This window comes from Rhodanobacter lindaniclasticus (assembly GCF_004799035.1).
In the GTDB taxonomy this organism is placed as follows: domain Bacteria; phylum Pseudomonadota; class Gammaproteobacteria; order Xanthomonadales; family Rhodanobacteraceae; genus Rhodanobacter; species Rhodanobacter lindaniclasticus.
This window is the reverse complement of record NZ_MWIO01000020.1, coordinates 18,173-37,379: the sequence shown is the minus strand read 5'-3', so window position 1 is coordinate 37,379 and position 19,207 is coordinate 18,173. Positions and strand designations below refer to the sequence as shown.

The window sequence follows — 19,207 nt, the reverse complement described above, 5'->3', positions numbered from 1 at the left end:
GTTCCGGTCACGCCGTCGCGGTCGGGCGCTTCATGTTCCACACTTCCGGCGCTGCCTTGCAGTAGCGATCGATGAAGACCTGCTGCAGCGGCATCCGCGGGACCGCGCGATCGATCGGCCCGCGGATGCTGTCGAGCAGGCGGCGCAGGTCGGCATCGGACAGTTCGCGCGGCAGCGGGTGGTGCTGTTTCGGCATCACGCCCTGGCCCAGCAGCACGTGTATCCACGAGGTGGTCGCGAAGAGTTCGGACTGGTCCCTCCACACGTGCGCGCGGTCGCGCCAGGCATCGATGCGGATCTGCAGCGAATCGGGCAGCGACATCTCGCGGCAGCCCTTCCACATCGGCTCGTCACGCTGGTTGGCGTGGTAATGCAGGATGATGAAATCCCGCACGTGCTCCAGCTCGCGACGGCAGTTGTCGTTGTAGATCCGGACCAGCGAATCGGGGATGCCTTCGGACGGAAACAGCTCGACCAGCTGCATCACCGCACTCATGGCCAGGTGGATGCTGGTCGATTCCAGCGGTTCGATGAAGCCGCTGGCCAGACCCAGCGCGACCACGTTCTTGTTCCAGGCCTTCAAGCGGCGCCCGGTGCGGAAGCGTACCGGCCAGGGATCCCTGACCGGCTCGGCACCGACATCACGCAGCAACTTGGCCTGCGCCTCGTCGTCCGACATGTGCCGGCTGTCGTACACCAGTCCGCAGCCGACGCGGTGCTGTACCGGGATGTGCCAGCGCCAGCCGGCTTCATGGGCGATCGCACGCGTGTACGGCACCGGCGACGGGTCGACGGATTTGGTCTGCAGCGCAATCGCGCGGTCGCAGGGCAGCCAGTTGTGCCAGTCCTCGTAACCGGTTTCCAGCGTCTGTTCGATCAGCAGGCCGCGGAAACCGGTGCAGTCGATGAACAGATCGCCTTCGATCACCTGGCCGCCTTCCAGCACCAGCGCTTCCACGTAGCCGCTCTCCGGATGCTGCCGTACCTCCTTGATCTTTCCGTCGATCTGCCTGATCCCGCAAGGCTGGAATTTCTCGCGCAGGAACTTGACGTAGAGCGCGGCGTCCATGTGGTACGCGTAATTGATCTCCGGCTCGTCGGTCAGCGCAAACTGGTTGCCGAGCGAGGCCATCGCTTCCAGGCTGTAGTTGTGCAGCTCCGACTTCATGCCCCGGCGCAGGCTGTCCAGCCAGAAGTGCTCGAAGCCGGCGACCAGCGTGCCCTTGCCGGTGATGCCGAAGGGATGGATGTAGCGGTGGCCGGGTCGCACGAAGTTCTCGAACGAGATCGACAGCTTGAAGGTGCCGGCCACCGCGCGCAGGAATTCCTGCTCGTCGATGTTCATGAACCGGTGGAAATTGCGGATGGGGGGCACCGTGGCTTCACCGACGCCGACAGTGGCGATCGCCGAGGACTCGACCAGGGTGACCTCGAGCTGGTCCTTGAGCTGGTACGCCAGCGCGCTCGCTGCGATCCAGCCCGCCGTGCCGCCGCCGGCCACCACCACCTTGCGTATCCTGTGAGTACCCACGTCGAATTCTCCCCGTTGGTCGTGCCGCATCGTTCCTGCGCATGGCAGGGTTCCGTGCCAGCTGGAACCTTGCCGCCTCCCGCGTGATGGCCGGCGCATGAACCGGATCCAGGCCTCGCCGCCGTTTATCGGTTCAGCCGGTTGATCAGCATCGCCCGCAGTTGCCGCGTCTTGGTTTCGTCGAGCGGCCCCAGCACATCGCGCGCCGCCTCGGGCAGGTGCTCGCCCGCATGCCCGGCGGGGCCGAAAACGTAGTAGTCGAAGATCGCGCGCCATGCGCGCTTTTCCCGCTCGGGGCGGTCGCGGATGCTCCACAGCGCGTGATACAGCGCATGCATCGGCGTTGGCACGTACGCCGGCGCACTGCTCCACCAGTAGTTGACCAGCACGTTGAACGCATCCAGCCCCTCCACGTGGTGCCACCACAGGCTGGGAATGAACACCGCATCCCCCGGTTCCAGCACCGCGCCCTGCGCCGCCGCCAGCGCGTCGCGAAAGCGCGGGTGGCGCGCGAAATCGGGGGAGGTAAAATCGACCACGCTGACCGCCTGTCCTCCCGGCGTCGGCTCCAGCGGGCCCGGATAGAGGTTGGCGATCTGCTCGGGCGGAAACAGCGTGAACCGCCGCCGGCCCACGGCGCAGCAGGCGATGTTGTTCATCGCGTCGTAATGCGCCGAGGCGATGGTACGGTTGCCGATCCACGCACGCGGTGGCGCATCGATGCCGCGGGCGGCGAAGTCCAGGTCATCGACATCGCGGAACCCGGGCAGCAGGTTGTCGACCGGTGCCGAAGCCATGTACCAGGTCGGCGGGTGCGGATCGTCGAGGTGCGCGGCTATGGCATCGAGCAGTTCGTCCAGGCTGCCGCGCCGGACCTCGCAATTGATCGCGCTGAAGTCGTCGGTGTAGAACACCCGCCCGGCGATGTCGGGCGCACCATACGAATACTGGATCGGGCGATGGCCGTCGAAACCACGCAGGCAGGCCATGGCGTCCGCCACCGAACGCCGCCCCGCCTGCGTCAGCTTCCAGTCACGTGCCAGGCCACGCAGGACGACGGGCTCTCCTGCGGCAAGCAGCTCGTCCAGGGGCAGTGCGTCGGCCTGGACATCCGATCGTTCGCGGATTCTGGCAACGGATTCCGTCATGGCGATCAGCCCGCGTTCGCGGCGATTTCCTCGCGGCTCAGGCGGCGCTGCTTTTCGGCCATCAGCCGGCGCAGGTTGTGCATGGACGCCAGTACCAGGTAGGCGCCTTCGAGATATCCCGAGCGGTGCAGCACGTGCAGCGATTCGGCATCCAGTGCGGCCAACCGTTCACGGTCGATGCCGAGCAGGCCGGTGACATTGGCGCCATGCGTGTCGTCGAACTTGATGTCGAGCGTGATCGGCTGGATCAAGCCCATGGAATCGAAGATCTCGTACATCGCCTTGCCGCCATCCACGCCATCGCGGATGCCGCGCAGCACGGTGGCGACCTGCTCCAGATACGGGCTGTTGCCGCCCTGCGGAAGAAATACCGGCTCACCCTCGTCGAAGCTGACGCGGGGATGGTCGAGGTCGACGTGGATGACCGCCTCGCAACGCCGTTCGCCGTCGACATCCTGCTCCTGGAAACCGATCAGGAACGGTCCGCGGGCGATGTGGCCGGGCAGATAGCCGGCGTTCCAGCGTTCACCCTGGAGATACAGGTTTTCGTCGCGGGCAAAACCCAGCAGGGCCACGGAGCGGTACTCGCCGGTCTCGCTGTCCTTCTGGAAGAAGATCGGATATTCGCGCTGCAATTCGGCGTATTCGGTGGGGTAGGCCGGCACCATGCCCACATCGTCGCCAAAGGCCCGACCGAAGCGGGCGGCGATGCGCAAATCCTTGTGCGCCACGTTGTTGAGCAATTCGTAACGTGCCATTCGGCTCCCCGGGGAATCGCCTTTCACGCCGTTGCACCTGCAAGGCGATGTTACCCGCATGCCCCGCATGCCGGGGCCACGGACACGCCGTGGCCCCGCTCCTTTCCTGCCGACGGGTCAGAACTTGTAGCGTACGCCGAGCGCATAGCGCGGCTTGTTGTCTACCAGTCTGACGAACTCCTTCTCCGAGCGTGCGCGCCAACGGACATCTTCGCCCGTCAGGTTGATGCCTTCCAGCTGGAACGACAGATGATCGTTCCAGTTGTAGTTGATGCTCAGATCGTACTGGTGATACGCGTCGACATAGTACGGGTTGCGGTTCTGGTTGTTCTGGTTGGTCGCGGTCAGGAACTCGCCGCGCCAGTTCCAGGCCAGACGCACCGAGAAGTCGTACTTCTCGTACATCAGCACGACATTGGCGCTGTCACTGAGGCCGGTCAATGCGAACTGATCGACGCCCGGGTCACCGGCATCGTCGTAGTGCACGTCACCATCGACCTTGGTGTAGTTCGCCAGGATGCCGAAGCCGGTATCGCCCAGGAAGTACTGACCACCCAGCTCCCAGCCGTGCAGCATCGCCTTGTGGACGTTGGCGGGCTTGCTTATCGAGTAGTCGTACAGCGGGTCATCCGGATTGGCGGTGATGTCGTACTTGCTTTCCAGGGCCAGCGACTGGGCATCGGTACCGTCGTAGGCGGCCAGCCCGCCGGTCTCCGGGTTCGACAACATCGCCACCGTGGCGAACAGCGTCGTGTCGTTCACCTCGCATGGCGCTCCCGTCTGGGCCGTGCACGCGGCGCTTTCGAGGAATGCCTTGGCCTGCTGTGCCCGGGGACCGGAGGTGGGGTCACGCAGGCCGTACAGGTTGCCGGTCGTCACCGAGGTACCGATGAAGTTGTCGACACGCTTGTCCCAGAACGTCACCGACACATAGCTGGACGGCGCGAAATACCAGCCCAGGCCGAGATCGAGGTTGTCGGACGACAGTGGCTTCAAGCCCGGGTCGTTGTCGCTGCCACCGGCACGGGATGATGGATTGATGAGGATCGATCCGGTCGGACTGTTCGCGGTGGCACCCGCGTAAAGGTTGCTGTAAGGCGCCCGCGCAATCGTCTTGCTGTAGGAGGCACGTCCCTTCAGCGAGTCGGTGAAGTCGACGCTGAAGTCGACGTTGGGAAGCAAATTGCTGTAGCTGCCGCTCGCGCTGACCGGCTGGACCGTCGTGCCGACCGGGGTCTGGAAGTCATTGTTCGACTGCCAGATGATTCCGCTCGGAACCCCGACTTGCGAGGTGGAACTGACGTCGGTCTGCTCGTAGCGCAGGCCGAAGCGGGTGTTGGTGGGCAGGCTGCCCAACTGGCCGTCCAGCACGATCTGCGCATAAATGGCCTTGGTGTTTTCGACGACGACATTGTCGGCCTGCAGCGTCGGGCTGACCCTGAGGTTGGCTTCGGGATAATGGGAAACCGCCCATTTGGCGAGTTCGTCGGCATTGCCGATCCACGTGCTCTGTGCGATGCCATCGGTGTTGTAGCCGGAGAACAGGCCCACCGTGTTGACCGCCTTCAGGTGGTCCATCAGGTCGGGGTACAGGCCTGCATCGTCCACGCCCCAGCCGCCCAGGTTCTGGTAGTTCTGGGCCGCCTGGGTACGGTGCAGTTTGGTTTTCGAAAGATCTGCGCCGAACTGGAAGCGGCCGTTGTCGAACTCCAGGTCGCCACCGAACTGCGCTTCCTTGACTTCGGTGGTCTGCCCCTGCGCATCGATGCGCAGGGGTTGCGCGCCGAGGTTGTTGGCCGCGAAGGGCACGTTGACCTGGCCGGCACCGGTGGAATCCGTCGTCGGGTACCAGGTACGCGTTGCAATCGGCAGGCCGTTGTTGAAGAAGAACTCCTGCGCCCACGAGCCACCGCACTGCGGACCGGTTGCGCAATTGTTGGTGCCGGCGATGCTGATCTGGGTGGCGCCACCACCCGTCAGCGGGTCGTTGGGCAGGCTCTGGCTCTTGGCGTCGTGCAGATCCAGGGTCAGCGTGAGGTCGTCCGTGACGGCCCACTCGGTATTGAAACCGACGTCATCCAGCTTGTATTTCTGCATGTAACGCTGTTGTTCCATGCCGAAATCCTTGGTCTGCACCACATCGCGCATGTACGTCGGCGTGGCCACGGCATTGTCGGTGTCGAACGTCACGTCGGTGAAGTTCTGTTGCTGCAACCACATGCTCTGTTCGCCGCGGTTGGCATTGATGTTGTACCGGGAGTACAGGTAGTCCAGCGTCATGGTCAGGCCATCGAGAGGCCGAAGCTGGAACACCGCGTGGGCGTTCTTGCGCTTGGTCTCGAAGTCGTAGTACGCGTAGCGGACGTCGTTGGGAATCGCATACAGCTGGCCGATGGCCGGCTCGTTGACGATGTTGGTGTTGGCGTTGAAGCCATTCGCGGTACCGGTCCAGGGCTGCACCGCCCAGGTGTTCTCCGTCGCCTGGACCGAGCCGCCGTGGCGCTTGGTGTAGCTGGCGTCGAGGCCGATACCCCAGGTCTTGTCCGGGTTGGCGTAGCTGAAGTTGCCGGAAACTTCCGGCGTGATGCTGGTATCGAACGGCTGGGACTTGTCGAGGATGCCCTTGGTACCGACCGAGCCGATGATCTTGCCGCCGTCGTGATCGAGCGGGCGGTTGGTCCTGATGTCGATGGTGGCGCCCAGCCCGCCACTGGCCACGTTGGCGCGGCCGGTCTTGTAGACCTCCAGGGAGCTGACCCCGTTGGGCGACAACTGGGCAAAGTTGAACGAGCGCGTGCCGCCGTCGACGTTGCCGAGCGGCACCTGGCCCGGCGCACCGAAGGCGTCCGCGCCGGGGATGGTGCGCCCATCGACGGTGATCATGTTGAAATCCGGACCGAAGCCACGGACGGTGACCTGCGAGCCTTCACCGTCGCGACGGTCGATCGAGACGCCGGTGATGCGCTGCAGCGACTCGGCGATGTTGGTATCCGGGAACTTGCCGATGTCTTCGGCGCTGACCGCATCGACGACGCCGATCGCGTAGCGCTTGATGTTCATCGACTGTTCGAGACTGTTGCGCACGCCGGTGACCGTGACGGTCTGCAGGTTGGTCGCCGATGGCTTCTGCGGCTTGTTCGGCGACTGCGAGGTCGAACTCGTCGTCGGAGTCGCCGGTTGCGTGTCTTGCGCGTAGAGCGGATTGATGATGACCACGCCACCGACAATCGTGAACATGACCTTCGACCTGAGGTGCTTCAACTTGAAGTAATTCATACGCGGGCACTCCCCTCCTGGCTGCTGAACGATAGCTGGACGTCGTGCGCGTGAAGTTTTCTTGCGCGCACCGCGGTAGTCGCCTCCGTCGCGGACCTCAACGGATGCGGGCCAGTACAGATCTCCGTGATTTCTTTATCGGGTTCCTCCCCACTTCGCTGGCCGGTTGAAGAAGTCGACGTTTCCGCCCCCCGGAAACGCCTGCAGGCCACGCCTGCCGCCCTGCCTCGCCTGACCAACTCTGAGCCGGACGCCATGAGGCGCCGGATGTCGCCACGCCGCACCGAACAACCCGGCGCGGCCCGTTTGCGCTTGCGTCTGCATGGCGTGCCATGCCGTTTCAGGAACATGATCGCGCTTTTGTTGTTAGCGCTAACATTTCGTTTTTTATCACACTGCCGTGGGCTTGTCCAGCCCCGTGGGCGAGTGCGCCGCGAACCGCCCGAAAGGCAGCTGCGGCCTGCCATTCAGGGCCGGACCGGGCGCGTCCGCAAGCTCATGGTGGCCGCGTCGCCCGCCCGATCCGGCCCCTCTCCTTTTTCGTATCGAACCGCCTGCCGGGAGCGCATCCCGGACGCTCATGCTCCGTAGGGATGCACCGTCGCGATCCGGCCCTGCGCGTCATGGTGCAGTTCCGTCACCTTGATCGAACGCAGGTGGGTGACGCCGCCGGAAAGGACGGCGTCGTGGTAGTACAGCCACCAGCGGCCGCCGAATTCGACGATGGAGTGGTGCGAGGTCCAACCGAGCACCGGCGTCAGCACCACGCCCTGCCAGGTGAACGGGCCGTACGGGTTGTCGCCGACGGCATAGCAGATGCAATGGGTGTTTCCGGTGGAGTACGACAGGTAGTACCGGCCACGGTAACGATGCATCCATGGCCCTTCGAAGTAGCGTCGGTCATGGTCGCCGGCACGCAGCGGCCGACCGTCCTGGTCAAGGATGACGACCTCGCGCGGGGGCTCGGCGAACTGCGTCATGTCCGCGCCCAGGCGCGCCACCCGCGGCCCCAGCGCGGGTTCGTCCGGGGCCGGCTCGTCGTTGTCCGCGGCGTAGGTGTTGTCGCGGTATTTCTGCAGCTGGCCTCCCCAGAGCCCGCCGAAGTACAGGTAGTGGCTGCCGTCCTCGTCGGCCAGCAGCGCCGGGTCGATCGAGTAGCTGCCCTCGATCGGCCGCGGCTCGGCCTTGAACGGCCCTTCGGGCCGGTCGGCGATCGCCACGCCGATCTGGAAGATGCCGTCGGCGCGTTTGGCCGGGAAATAGAGGTAGTACCGGCCGTCGCGGGTGGCGGCGTCCGGCGCCCACATCTGCCGCTCGGCCCACGGCACGTCCCTGACATGCAGGGCCACCCCGCAGTCCACCGCCCCGGCCTGCGGCGAGTCCATGCGCAACACGTGGTAGTCCTGCATGCCGAAGTGGTCGCCGTTGTCGTTGAACGCAATGCCGGCATCGATGTCGTGCGACGGGTAGACGTAGATCTTGCCCTCGAACACGCGCGCGGAAGGGTCGGCCGTGTAGATGTGCGTGACCAGCGGCGGGGAGATCGCCCGGGCGGCCAGTTCCGCCAGCGGCGTCGCGCCGAGGTCGTCGAACGAGGTCATGGCAGAGCTCCTGCATGGAGGCGGCGCGCGCGCAGTTCCTGCTCGATGCGGGATTCCATCGGCTTGTCGATCCCGTACCAGAACAGCAGGCCGACACCCGCCAGGAACGGGATCGCGCAGTACACGCTGATCGCCAGCTTGATGCCGTGCATCACCTGCAGCGACTGCGCCGGCAGGGACGCGTCGTAGCCGTAGATGGCCAGAATTCCCGCCACCAGCGCGCCGCCCAGGCTCAGGCCGAGCTTCAGGCCCACCAGCATGGCCGAGAACACGGTGGCGGTGGCACGGCGGTGGTTCATCCATTCCGAGTAGTCGGCAACATCCGCGGCCATCGCCCACAGCAACGGAATGGTGATGCCGTAGAAAAAGCCGTGCAGGATGTAGGAGACCAGCACCAGGCCGATCGCGTCGGGCGGATAGAACCAGAACGCCAGCAGGAACAGGGTCGATACCAGCAGCGCGCCGCCGAACACGTCGCGCTTGCCGAAGCGCTCGGCCAGTCTTCGCGAGAAGCCGATGCCGATGACCATGAACACGATGCCGCCGGCATTGAACAGGCTGAAGGCGGACGTGGGCGCATCCTGCGGCCACTGGAACCCGGCCAGGCCGATACCGGTCAGCGAGCTGTTCAGGCCGTCGATCATGCCGTTGAAACCGATGCCGTCGAGAAAGCGCGCCAACGGCGCCGGATCCAGGTAGTACTTGAAGTAGTAGACATACATCCCGCCCTTCAGCGCCAGGTTGATGAACACCAGCACCGTCACCGCCAGCACGATCAGCCAGGGCCGGTTGTGCGTCAGGTCGGCCAGGTCCTGGCGGATGCTGGTCTGCTGTTCCGCCACCGGCACGACGCGTTCGCGCGTGGTGAAGAAGGTGATCAGGAAGAACACCGTGCCGACGACCGCGAACAAGGCCATGGTGTTGCGGAAACCCTCGGCCTTGTCGCCACCACCCAGGATCAGCACCAGCGGCAGCAGCAGCACCTGGATGGTGAACTGGGCGATCATCACCGCCACGAAGCGGTAGGCCGACAGGCTGTTGCGCTGGTCCATGTTGCCGGTGATCACGCCGCTCAGTGCCGAGTACGGCAGGTTGTTGGCCACGTAGACCAGCACCAGCAGCGTATAGGTCGCCAGCGCGTAGATCACCTTGCCACCCGCGCCCAGTTGCGGGGTGGTGAAGGTCAGCAGCGAGACCACGCCGAACGGAATCGCACTCCACAACACCCACGGCCGGAACTTGCCCCAGCGCGTGCGGGTGCGGTCGGCAATGAAGCCCGTGACCGGCGTGAACACGAAGGCGCCGAGCAGGCCGACCACGAAGATGATGGTGGCGGCGGTGCCGGCGGGAATGCGATAGACATTGGTGTAGAAGAAGGCGAGGAAAGTGACCAGGGTCTGGAAGATCAGATTGGCGGCCAGGTCACCCAGGCTGTAGCCGATCTTTTCCGTGACCGAGAGTTTTTCCGACGTGCTGCTCATGGAGACCTCGAATGGCGGACGGTTTCCCGATGGCCGGCGTGGGAGCGCATCATGGCCCGGTACAGGGCAGGACGTGATCCGGATCCGTGCCCAGCGCGACGCGGGAGATGTCGATCGTGTAAGCGGCCGCCGTCTCCAGCCGGAACGGCACCTCAATGTGCCGCATGTCGGCACCGGCTGCCTCGAAGCACTTCAGCGGCATGCCCACCTGCAGCCATTGTCCCTTCGGCAGCGCCTTGAGCGCGGCATCCACCGGCACCAGACCCGTGCAGTTCGTGCCGCCGCAGGCCATGCCCAGGGTGAGCTTGCCCGGCGCGAGCGCCTCGATGCGCAGTTCGACGATCAGTTGCACGTCGCCATTGGTCTGGCGCGTGAGATCCAGCGGCGTGTCGGCGCGCAGGACGAACGCGGCCTCGCCCTGGCCCGACCACGCGAGGCGACGCGCGTCCTCCTGGCGCTGGTAGTCCAGCGCACTGATGCGCAGGCTGCCGTCGCGCGTGGCCGATGGTGCCGCCTTGATCGCGATGCTGCCGTCGACGCCGGCCAGGGCCGCGGCGAGTCCAGCGGCCGGTTCGCCCCGTTGCAGGTAGACGCCCGGTGCCGCCACGTTCGCCGGCAAGCCGGACACCTCGGACAAAGGCCCCAGGTCGCCATCCTCTTCGTAGGTCAGCCCGTAGCCGTAGGCAAACTGCGGGTGGTAATCCTCCTGGCCCACGTTCAACGGCGTCTGCATCGCGCTGCGCGGCCACGAGTAGGACAGCTTGCCGTGGAAGTCGTGCTGTACCTTGCCGGCGGCATCGCGCAGCAACACGTCGGCGACACCCTCGCCCTCGGTGCCGGGCAACCACGCGGCGACGAAGGCGTTCGAGGCATTGATCTCGGGGTTGACCCACAACGGCCGCCCGCTCAGGAACACCGACACCACCGCAATGCCCTGCGCGCGCAGGCGCCTGATCAACTCGAGGTCGGCGGGATCGCCCGGCGCGAACGCCAGCGTGGGCACGTCGCCCTGGAACTCGGCATAGGGATGCTCGCCGTAGACCACGATCGCCACGTCCGGCTTGTGCGTGTAGTGGCCGTCCGCCGACAGCTCGACCGTGCCGCCGGCGGCTTCCACCTGCGCGCGGATGCCATGGCCGATCGACGTGGCATGCGGAAAGTCGGCATTGGTGGTGCCGGTGCCCTGCCAGGTCAGCGTCCAGCCGCCACTCTGCTGCGGAATGCTGTCGGCACCAGCGCCGGCCACCAGGATGTGCCGCCGCGGATCGAGCGGCAGCAGATGATCCTGGTTCTTCAGCAGCACCAGCGATTCGCGCACCGCACGCCGCGCCAGCGCGCGATGCGCCGGGCTGCCGATCACGTCGAAATGTCCGCCCAACGGCTGCCTGGACGGCCGGACTGCATCGAACAGGCCGAGCCGCAGCTTCACGCGCAAGATGCGGGACACCGCGTCATCCAGTCGCACCATGGGAATGACGCCCGACTTCACCTCGGCCAGCGTGTGCCGGTACAGCCCGCGCCAGCTGTCCGGCGCCATGTACATGTCCAGGCCGGCGACGATCGCCTGCGGGCAGTCCTCGTTGCTGCACCCCGGGATCTGGCCGTGGCTGTTCCAGTCGCCGACCGCGAAACCCCGGAAGTCCATGCGCTGCTTCAGCACGTCAGTGAGCAGGCCCTTGTTGCCGCTCATCTTCACGCCGTTCCAGCTGGAGTACGAAACCATCACCGACTGCACGCCGGCATCGATCGCGGGCAAGTAACCGGCAGCGGCAATGTCGCGCAACTGCTCCTCGCTGACCTCGGCATCGCCCTGGTCCAGGCCGTTCCTGGTGAAACCGTCACCCACGAAATGCTTGGCGCTGGCGATGACGTGCGCGCCGTCCAGGAACTGCGGCGTGCCGGGCTTGCCCTGCAGTCCCTCGACCGCCGCCGCCGCGTACTGCGCCACCAGGGCGGGATTCTCCGAATAGCCTTCGTAGGTACGGCCCCAGCGATCATCCTGCGGCACGGTGAGCGTGGGCGCGAAAGCCCAGTTGATGCCCGCCGCGCGCGCCTCTTCCGCGGTAGCCCGGCCGATCGCCTGGATCAGGGCGGGATCGCGGGTGGCGCCCAGCGCGATGTTGTGCGGAAACACCGTGGAACCGGACACGTCGTTGTTGCCGTGCACCGCGTCCGCACCGAACAGCAGCGGGATCGCCACGCCGCCGTCGCGGGTGTCCATCGCCGCGCGATGAAACGCATCGGACAATGCCAGCCACTTTGCCGGTCCGGCCACCCGGCCGCCACCCGGCTTGGAATTGCCGCCGGCGAGGATCGAACCGAGCCGGTACTTGCGCACGTCCTCGGGGGTGACGCTGCCGATGTCGGCCTGGATCACCTGGCCCACCTTGTCACGCAGCGACATCTTCGCCATCAGCGCGCGCACGCGCTGCTCCAGTTCCGCATCGGGCGGCAAGGGCCAATGCCCTTGCGGCCACAGCGCGGGATGGACCTCGGGATGCGACGGAACCTGCGCGGCCCCCGTCTGCGCCAGGCCGAGCGCGGCGAAGGACAGGCCCGCGAGCAACACGCATGCACAACGCAACGCGCACTTCCTGCACAAGATCCATCGCATGGCGATCTCCCCCGCTCTTTGCACGAAACGGACGGCGCAGCCCGAACCCTCCCCCCGGATGGTCGTGCCAGGCAACGGAAAAAATGATAGCGCTATCACTTTCGTTCCACAACCACGGACGAAAGTGTTCCGCGATCGCTTGTGCAGGCGTCTGCGCCACGGCTTCCAGCGCCTGTCGGGGTGCCCCCGCACGCAGGCATCACGCAGACGCGCGCTCACCGCGTCGCCCGACCACGCGGACCCGGGGCCGCGGCTTCGGTCGCTCCGGCAGGCGATCAGGCCATGACCCGGCCGGTCATGGCAGATGGATCTCCAGGCCGCAGTGGAAGCGGCGCTCCGCACCGGCCGCCAGGGTGATGGCGTCGATGCAGTCGTCGCGATTGAAGGCATCGGTCATCGCCTCCATCGGCTCCAGCGCGATGGAGCGGCGCGCGGCCGCCCCCGCCAGGGTGTCGCCCGTGAACGCCAGGGTGACGCCGGACTGTTGCCACACGACCACGGCCAGGCCACTGTCGGGATCGCGCAGGCGGGTGCGCACACGGCCATCGGCATCGACCTGCGGATCGGCAAAACCGGTGTCCATGACACAGCCGCCGATGCGGCGCGGCTGGCGGAAATCCAGCGGCGGCACCGCATCCAGCGGTTGCAGCGCCGAGGCCCCCGGCAACGGGATCAGCCTGTCGTCGGTGCGGACCGCCTGGTGCGCGGGCAGTTGCAGTTCGCAATCGGCGATGCCGTCCTCGCGCAGGCGCAGATACGGATGCCAGCCGAAAAAGCACGGTGCCGCCTGCTCGCCCACGTTGCGCATGCGCGCCTCCACGTCCAGGCCGCCGGCATGCAGGGTGAACAGCACTTCCAGGTCCAGCGCGAACGGGTAGCCCGGATGCACGCCGGGGCGCAGTCCGTCATGGCCGAAGCGTACGCGGGCGCCGTCATCGTCGGCATCCGCCGACAGCAGCTCGAAATCGGCCTCGCACACGAAACCGTGCATGATGCCGCGCGCGTCGCCGCTGATGCCGGGCTGCAGGTCGCATGCCTTGCCGTCGAAGCGGTATCGTGCGTCCGCGATGCGGTTGGCGAACGGCAGCATGACGGCGAAGCGCGCGCCTTCCTGCGCCTCCAGTGCGTCGGCATCGGCGTAACCGTCGGCAATGTCGTGCAGCCGCTCGCCAAGCGGCACGTGGAAGTCCAGCAGCGTGGCGCCGCGCCGCGCCAGGCGCACCGACATGCCGCTTTCGGAATCGGTCAGCGCCACGACCGGCCAGCGACCCAGGTGTTCATGGCGGATGGCATAACGGGTCATGGGACGATTCCTGCCGACGCGACGATGACCTGACCATGGTAGCCCGACTCGTTTTCAACCGGCGTCCTGCCCATCGACGTCCGGCACGCCGACCACGCCGTCACGTCCGCCTCCGCGCACGACGACCGACGGATAGGAATCGTGCCGGCGCTGGCAACGAGTGAGGTATGCGTTCCTACAGGCGCGTCGACGGCGATGGCGCACGCGCCAGCGCCCAGACATCCACGCGCGGCACGCCGACGCGCTTGAGCACGCTGGCGCATTCGGCCAGCGTGGCGCCGGTGGTCATCACGTCGTCGAGGATCGCCACGTGCGCAGGCGGCGCCAGCCCGGGACACAGCGCGAACGCGTCGCGCACGTTGCGGCGACGGTCGACCGCGTCCAGTTCGGTTTGCGCGTCGGTGCGCCGCGAGCGCTGCAGCACATCGTGGCGCAGCGGCACACCCAGCGCACGCGCCAGCGGCCGGGCCAGTTCCAGCGCCTGGTTGTAGCCGCGCTGGCGCAGCCGGCTTCGATGCAGCGGCACGGTGATCAGCAGCGAAGGCCGCTCGATCGGGCGTGGCTCGTTCTGCCACAGGCCAGACAATACGCGACCGGCAGCGAGGTCGCGGCCGAACTTGAAGCGCGATTCCAGCCGATCCAGCGGCCAGCCGTAGCGGAACGGAGCCCATGCCGCGTCCCACGGCGGCGCATGCTGCTGACACTCGCCGCACAACACAGCCGCGGTCGCCAGCGGCAACGCGCAGCGTGCGCAGCAGTTGCGGTTGCGCGGCATCTCTGCGGCGCAATCGGCGCACAGATCCATGCCGTCGCCCGGTGCGTCGCACAACAGGCAGCGCAGCGGCAGCAGCCATCGCTGCAGCGCAGGCCAGGATCGCAGCAGGCTGGTCTTGTGCATGGTCTCCCCCGTCCCCGCGTCGACCGATGGTAGCGGCAACCGCGGGTCGCGCGGAGTGCACCCGCGGTCTACACTCGTTCATCAACCGTGGCGTGCACGCCGCGTTTGCGCTTCGCCCATCCTGCCCTGGAGATTCGCATGAGTTCGATCCACGACGACACCGCTGCCCCATCGACCTGGCCCGCGATCGCGGGCACCGCGCTGCGGGTGGCCTTCGGCGTGATCTGGGCGGTGAGCGCCGCGCTGACCTGGACCGACGGCTTCGCCGACCACTACGTCGGCTACCTGCACAACGCCGCCACCGGCCAGCCAGCGTGGTCGGCGTGGTGGTTCGACATGTGGATCGCGGTGGTCACGCCGCACGTGGGCCTGTTCGTGTGGGCGACGCGGATCGCCGAGACGCTGCTGGCACTGGCCCTGCTGCTGGGCTTCGCGCGCAAGATCACCTACGTCGTCGGCATCCTGTTCAGCCTGCTGATCTGGAGCACGGCCGAAGGTTTCGGCGGGCCGTATTCGGTCGGCGCCAACAACATCGGCGCGGCGATCAGCTTCGTGCTGATCTTCGCCGCGTTGATCGTGATCAACCTGCGCGCCGGTCCCAGCCCGTACAGCCTGGATTACCTGATCGAGAGCCGCTGGCCGCGCTGGCGGCGGTTCTCGGAGTGGAACACGCGGGTGCCGCTGGAACAGGTGCGGCCCCTGTCGTGGCGCGTGCAGGGACCGGCGCTGGCCGGCGTGCTGCTGCTGGTGGCGCTGCTGCTGGCCGGGTTGCACAGCGCACTGAACGTGCGCAGCGCCAGCCCGGCCGCCGCAGCCGCCGCGGTGACGCCGCTGTCGCTGGCCTCCACCCAGCCGATCAAGCAGGCCCGCGACGCGCGCCTGCCGCCGCTGCAGCCGGGCGACAGCGTGGATGTACAGATCACCTCCAGCAACGACACCGTGGAGATCGCCAGTGGCGTGCAGTACCAGGCCTGGACCTTCGGCAAGACCGTGCCCGGCCCGGTGATCCACGTGCGTCAGGGGCAGACGGTGAATGTCACGTTCACCAACCGCGGCACCATGCAGCACTCGGTCGACTTCCACTCGGCGATCACGCCGCCGAGCCTGCATTACGTGGACATCATGCCGGGCGAGTCGATCAAGTTCTCGTTCGTGGCCAAGGTGCCCGGCGCGTTCCTCTACCACTGCGGCACGCCGCCGGTACTGCTGCACATCGGCAACGGCATGTACGGCGCGATCATCGTCGACCCGGCCGAGCCGCTGCCGCCTGCCGCCGAGAGCTACGTGCTGGTGCAGGGGGAGTGGTACACCCAGCAGGTCTCCGGCACGCTGATGGCCGGCAGTTACGAGAAGATGCAGCAGATCCGTCCGGACGAGGTGGTATTCAACGGCACCGCCTTCCAGTACGCGCAGCATCCCTTGACCGCGAAGCCCGGCGACCTCGTGCGCCTGTACGTGGTCAACGCCGGGCCCAACCTGTGGAGCGCGTTTCACGTGATCGGCGCGATCTTCGACAAGGTGTACCCCGGCGGCAACCCGGCGCAGGCCATCGACGGCGTCTCCACCTACTCGGTGGGTCCGGGCGAGGGCGCCGTGTTCGACCTCACCCTGGACGAGGCGGGCCATTACCCGTTCGTGGATCACTCGATGGCGCACGCCGTGCTCGGCGCGCAGGGCATCCTGGAGATCGCCACGCCGGGCGAGGCGCTGGCCAAGCCGCAGATCACCAAGGCACCGGTGGATGTGTCCGCCGTGCCGCCGCCGGCCGCCACCGGCCCGTACAAGTTCGATCCGGCCCACGGCGCGCAGCTCTACGCCACCTACTGCGCCGCCTGCCACCAGCCCACCGGGCTGGGCCTGCCCGGTGCGTTCCCGCCGCTCAAGGGCAACCCCGCCGTGCTGGACGCGGACCCGACCAAGCATCTGGACGTGATCCTGCACGGGCTGCAGGGCGTGGCTATCGACGGCGTCAGCTACCCCAGCGTGATGCCGCCGTTCGCCACCACCCTCAATGACGCGGACATCGCCGACATCGCCAACCACGAGCGCACGTCGTGGGACAACCAGGCCAAGCAGGTGACCGCCGAACAGGTGAAGGCGGTGCGCGACGGCAACAAGTAGCAACGCGGGCATCCGCGCTTCGTCAACCTGAAACATCGGCACCAAGGTTGACGAAGCGGCGGACGCCGCCCACACTGCGCGGCCTCTGACCCAGGAGTCCGCCATGCCCGCTGCCATCCGCCACGACTGGAGCCGCGACGAGGTTGCCGCGCTGTTCGCGCTGCCGTTCAACGAGCTGCTGCATCGCGCGCACGGCGTGCATCGCGAACACCACGATCCCAATGCGGTGCAGGTGTCGACCCTGCTGTCGATCAAGACCGGCGGCTGCCCCGAGGATTGCGCGTACTGCCCGCAGGCGCAGCGCTACGACACCGGCGTGCTGCCGCAGAAACTGCTTGAGGTCGACGAGGTGCTGGCACGCGCCAGGGCCGCCCGTGACGCCGGCGCCAGCCGCTTCTGCATGGGCGCGGCGTGGCGCGGACCGAAGGACCGCGACATCCCCAGGGTCGCCGCGATCGTGCGCGCGGTGAAGGATCTGGGCCTGGAAACCTGCGCCACCCTGGGCCTGCTCGGCGACGGCCACGCGCAGCAACTCAAGGACGCGGGGCTGGACTACTACAACCACAACCTCGACACCGCGCCGGAGTTCTACGGCGAGATCATCCACACCCGCGAATACCAGGATCGCCTGGCCACGCTGGAACAGGTGCGCGCAGCCGGCCTGAAGACCTGCTGCGGCGGCATCGTCGGCATGGGCGAGACGCGCGAGCAGCGCGCCGGCCTGCTGCAGGCGCTGGCCAACCTGCCCGAGCATCCGCAGTCAGTGCCGATCAACCAGCTGGTGCCGGTACCGGGTACGCCGCTGGCCAACGCCGAACCGCTGGACCCGTTCGAGTTCGTGCGCGCGATCGCGGTGGCGCGCATCCTGATGCCGCTGTCGATCGTGCGCCTGTCCGCCGGCCGCCAGCAGATGGACGACGCGGTGCAGGCGCTGTGCTTCTTCGCCGGCGCCGGCTCGATCTTCCATGGCGAGAAATTGCTGACCACCGGCAACCCCGACGTGGAGGCCGACCGCGCGCTGTTCCGTCGGCTCGACCTGCATCCGATGGAGGTGGTCGAGAACGCAGGCACCTTGCATGCGGACATCGTCGACAGCGAAACCAACAGCTGCGGCCATGGCTGCGGTTGCAGTGCCGCGGCGTAAGAGCACCCCACCCCAACCCTCCCCTGCGAGCAGGGGAGGGAGTAGAGCGCACGACACCGGCTTGGCTCCTCCCCCTGCATCGCAGGGGGAGGCTGGGAGGGGGTGCTCTTCACCCCGTGCCGAACACTGACCCATGCCCCGCCCCGATCTACTGCAACGATTGGACGTCCAGACGGCCGAACGCGAACATGCCCGCCTGCACCGCCGCCTGCGCACGATCGAGCACGCCGACGGCCCATGGCTGGAGAGCGGCAGCCGGCGCCTGCTCTCGTTCTGCAGCAACGACTACCTCGGCCTGGCGCAGCACCCGACGCTGGTCGCCGCGCTCACTCGCGCTGCGGGCGAGCAAGGCGTCGGCAGCACTTCGGCGCACCTGATCTGCGGCCACCGCGCCGTGCACGCACAACTGGAAGAAGCGCTGGCCGCGTGGACCGGACGCGAGCGCGCGCTGCTGTTCTCCACCGGCTACATGGCCAACCTCGGCGTGCTGCAGGCGCTGCTGGCACGCGGCGACGTCTGCGTGCAGGACAAGCTCGACCACGCCTGCCTGCTCGACGGGGCCCGGCTCAGCGGCGCCGAGCTGAAGCGCTATCCGCACGCCGACGTGGCCGCCGCCGCACGCCAATTGGCCGCGCACCCCGAGGCGGCGGCGCTGCTGGCCACCGACGGCGTGTTCAGCATGGACGGCGATATCGCACCGCTGCGCGCGCTGGCGCAGCTGTGCGCGCGCGAGCGCGCCACGCTGATGGTCGACGATGCCCACGGCCTCGGCGTGCTCGGCGACGACGGCGCCGGCAGCCTCAGCGCGGCGAAGCTGGGCCAGCACGAGGTGCCGTTGCTGATGGGCACGCTGGGCAAGGCGCTCGGTTGCAGTGGAGCCTTCGTGGCCGGGCCGGCGGCGCTGATCGAAGGACTGATCCAGTTCGCGCGGCCGTACATCTACACCACCGCGATACCGCCGGCGCTGGCCGCCGCCGCACTGGAATCGGTGCGGCTGGCGCAGACCGAAACCTGGCGGCGCGACAAGCTTGCCGCGCTGGTCGCCCGTTTCCGCGCCGGCGCCGCGCAGCTCGGCCTGCCGCTGATGGACTCGGCGAGCGCGATCCAGCCCCTGCTGCTGCGCAGTGCCGACGCCGCGCTGGCCGCAGCGCAGGCGCTGGAGCACCGCGGCCTGCTGGTCGTCGCCATCCGCCCGCCGACCGTGCCCGTCGGCCAGGCGCGGCTGCGCATCACCTTGTCCGCGGCGCACGAGGAGGCGCACGTGGATGCTCTGCTCGACGCGCTGGCTGATCTGGCGCAGGGGTCGCGCGTGGCCGGCCACGTATAATGGCC

12 protein-coding genes are annotated in these 19,207 nt (G+C 67.2%); 3 read left to right on the top strand and 9 right to left on the bottom strand.

The features are described 5' to 3' along the window. Nucleotides 1-7 precede the first annotated feature (7 nt). The 9 genes from B1991_RS07185 to B1991_RS07145 all read right to left on the bottom strand — a co-directional run bounded on the left by B1991_RS07185 (nt 8) and on the right by B1991_RS07145 (nt 14,610). Complete coding sequence (locus tag B1991_RS07185) at nt 8-1,531, bottom strand: tryptophan halogenase family protein (protein WP_246031088.1); 1,524 nt, start codon at nt 1,529-1,531, stop codon at nt 8-10. 125 nt (nt 1,532-1,656) lie between these two features. Further along, nucleotides 1,657-2,679, bottom strand: a complete 1,023-nt coding sequence (locus B1991_RS07180) for a cupin-like domain-containing protein (RefSeq protein ID WP_136258042.1) — start codon at nt 2,677-2,679, stop codon at nt 1,657-1,659. Nucleotides 2,680-2,684: 5 nt separating this feature from the next. Continuing rightward, nucleotides 2,685-3,437 (bottom strand): SapC family protein, encoded by a 753-nt coding sequence (locus B1991_RS07175; RefSeq protein WP_136258041.1) that lies wholly within the window; start codon nt 3,435-3,437, stop codon nt 2,685-2,687. Nucleotides 3,438-3,554: 117 nt separating this feature from the next. Continuing rightward, a complete protein-coding gene (locus B1991_RS07170) occupies nt 3,555-6,674 on the bottom strand; it encodes a TonB-dependent receptor (protein WP_246031087.1) in 3,120 nt (1,039 codons plus the stop codon). 617 nt (nt 6,675-7,291) lie between these two features. Beyond that, nucleotides 7,292-8,314: a glycoside hydrolase family 43 protein gene (locus B1991_RS07165; protein WP_136258039.1), complete on the bottom strand. Its 1,023-nt coding sequence runs from the start codon at nt 8,312-8,314 to the stop codon at nt 7,292-7,294. Continuing rightward, nucleotides 8,311-9,795 (bottom strand): MFS transporter, encoded by a 1,485-nt coding sequence (locus B1991_RS07160; RefSeq protein WP_136258038.1) that lies wholly within the window; start codon nt 9,793-9,795, stop codon nt 8,311-8,313. Before B1991_RS07160 ends, B1991_RS07165 begins: the two co-directional genes overlap by 4 nt. 49 nt (nt 9,796-9,844) lie before the next feature. After that, the gene (locus tag B1991_RS07155; RefSeq protein ID WP_136258037.1) at nt 9,845-12,409 is read right to left on the bottom strand and encodes a glycoside hydrolase family 3 protein; all 2,565 of its coding nucleotides are present in this window, start codon (nt 12,407-12,409) and stop codon (nt 9,845-9,847) included. A gap of 295 nt (nt 12,410-12,704) precedes the next feature. After that, nucleotides 12,705-13,712 carry an aldose 1-epimerase gene (locus B1991_RS07150; protein WP_136258036.1) on the bottom strand — a complete coding sequence of 336 codons (1,008 nt, stop codon included), beginning with the start codon at nt 13,710-13,712 and terminating at the stop codon, nt 12,705-12,707. 175 nt (nt 13,713-13,887) lie between these two features. Further along, complete coding sequence (locus tag B1991_RS07145; protein ID WP_136258035.1) at nt 13,888-14,610, bottom strand: ComF family protein; 723 nt, start codon at nt 14,608-14,610, stop codon at nt 13,888-13,890. A gap of 138 nt (nt 14,611-14,748) precedes the next feature. Between B1991_RS07145 and B1991_RS07140 the strand changes: the two genes are divergently transcribed. The 3 genes from B1991_RS07140 to bioF all read left to right on the top strand — a co-directional run bounded on the left by B1991_RS07140 (nt 14,749) and on the right by bioF (nt 19,202). Then, nucleotides 14,749-16,731: a multicopper oxidase domain-containing protein gene (locus B1991_RS07140; protein WP_136258034.1), complete on the top strand. Its 1,983-nt coding sequence runs from the start codon at nt 14,749-14,751 to the stop codon at nt 16,729-16,731. 103 nt (nt 16,732-16,834) lie between these two features. Then, on the top strand, nt 16,835-17,875 hold the full coding sequence (gene bioB, locus B1991_RS07135) for a biotin synthase BioB (protein WP_136258033.1): 1,041 nt from the start codon (nt 16,835-16,837) through the stop codon (nt 17,873-17,875). Between the two features lie 133 nt (nt 17,876-18,008). Continuing rightward, the gene (gene bioF / locus B1991_RS07130) at nt 18,009-19,202 is read left to right on the top strand and encodes an 8-amino-7-oxononanoate synthase (RefSeq protein ID WP_136258032.1); all 1,194 of its coding nucleotides are present in this window, start codon (nt 18,009-18,011) and stop codon (nt 19,200-19,202) included. The last annotated feature ends 5 nt before the right edge of the window (nt 19,203-19,207 follow it).

What these genes read in the sequence shown, in the direction of transcription:
- B1991_RS07180 (WP_136258042.1), bottom strand. Translation starts at nt 2,679, where the DNA reads ATGACGGAATCCGTTGCCAGAATCCGCGAACGATCGGATGTCCAGGCC.
- B1991_RS07175 (WP_136258041.1), bottom strand. Translation starts at nt 3,437, where the DNA reads ATGGCACGTTACGAATTGCTCAACAACGTGGCGCACAAGGATTTGCGC.
- B1991_RS07170 (WP_246031087.1), bottom strand. Translation starts at nt 6,674, where the DNA reads ATGTTCACGATTGTCGGTGGCGTGGTCATCATCAATCCGCTCTACGCG.
- B1991_RS07165 (WP_136258039.1), bottom strand. Translation starts at nt 8,314, where the DNA reads ATGACCTCGTTCGACGACCTCGGCGCGACGCCGCTGGCGGAACTGGCC.
- B1991_RS07160 (WP_136258038.1), bottom strand. Translation starts at nt 9,795, where the DNA reads ATGAGCAGCACGTCGGAAAAACTCTCGGTCACGGAAAAGATCGGCTAC.
- B1991_RS07155 (WP_136258037.1), bottom strand. Translation starts at nt 12,409, where the DNA reads ATGCGATGGATCTTGTGCAGGAAGTGCGCGTTGCGTTGTGCATGCGTG.
- B1991_RS07150 (WP_136258036.1), bottom strand. Translation starts at nt 13,712, where the DNA reads ATGACCCGTTATGCCATCCGCCATGAACACCTGGGTCGCTGGCCGGTC.
- B1991_RS07145 (WP_136258035.1), bottom strand. Translation starts at nt 14,610, where the DNA reads ATGCACAAGACCAGCCTGCTGCGATCCTGGCCTGCGCTGCAGCGATGG.
- B1991_RS07140 (WP_136258034.1), top strand. Translation starts at nt 14,749, where the DNA reads ATGAGTTCGATCCACGACGACACCGCTGCCCCATCGACCTGGCCCGCG.
- bioB (WP_136258033.1), top strand. Translation starts at nt 16,835, where the DNA reads ATGCCCGCTGCCATCCGCCACGACTGGAGCCGCGACGAGGTTGCCGCG.
- bioF (WP_136258032.1), top strand. Translation starts at nt 18,009, where the DNA reads ATGCCCCGCCCCGATCTACTGCAACGATTGGACGTCCAGACGGCCGAA.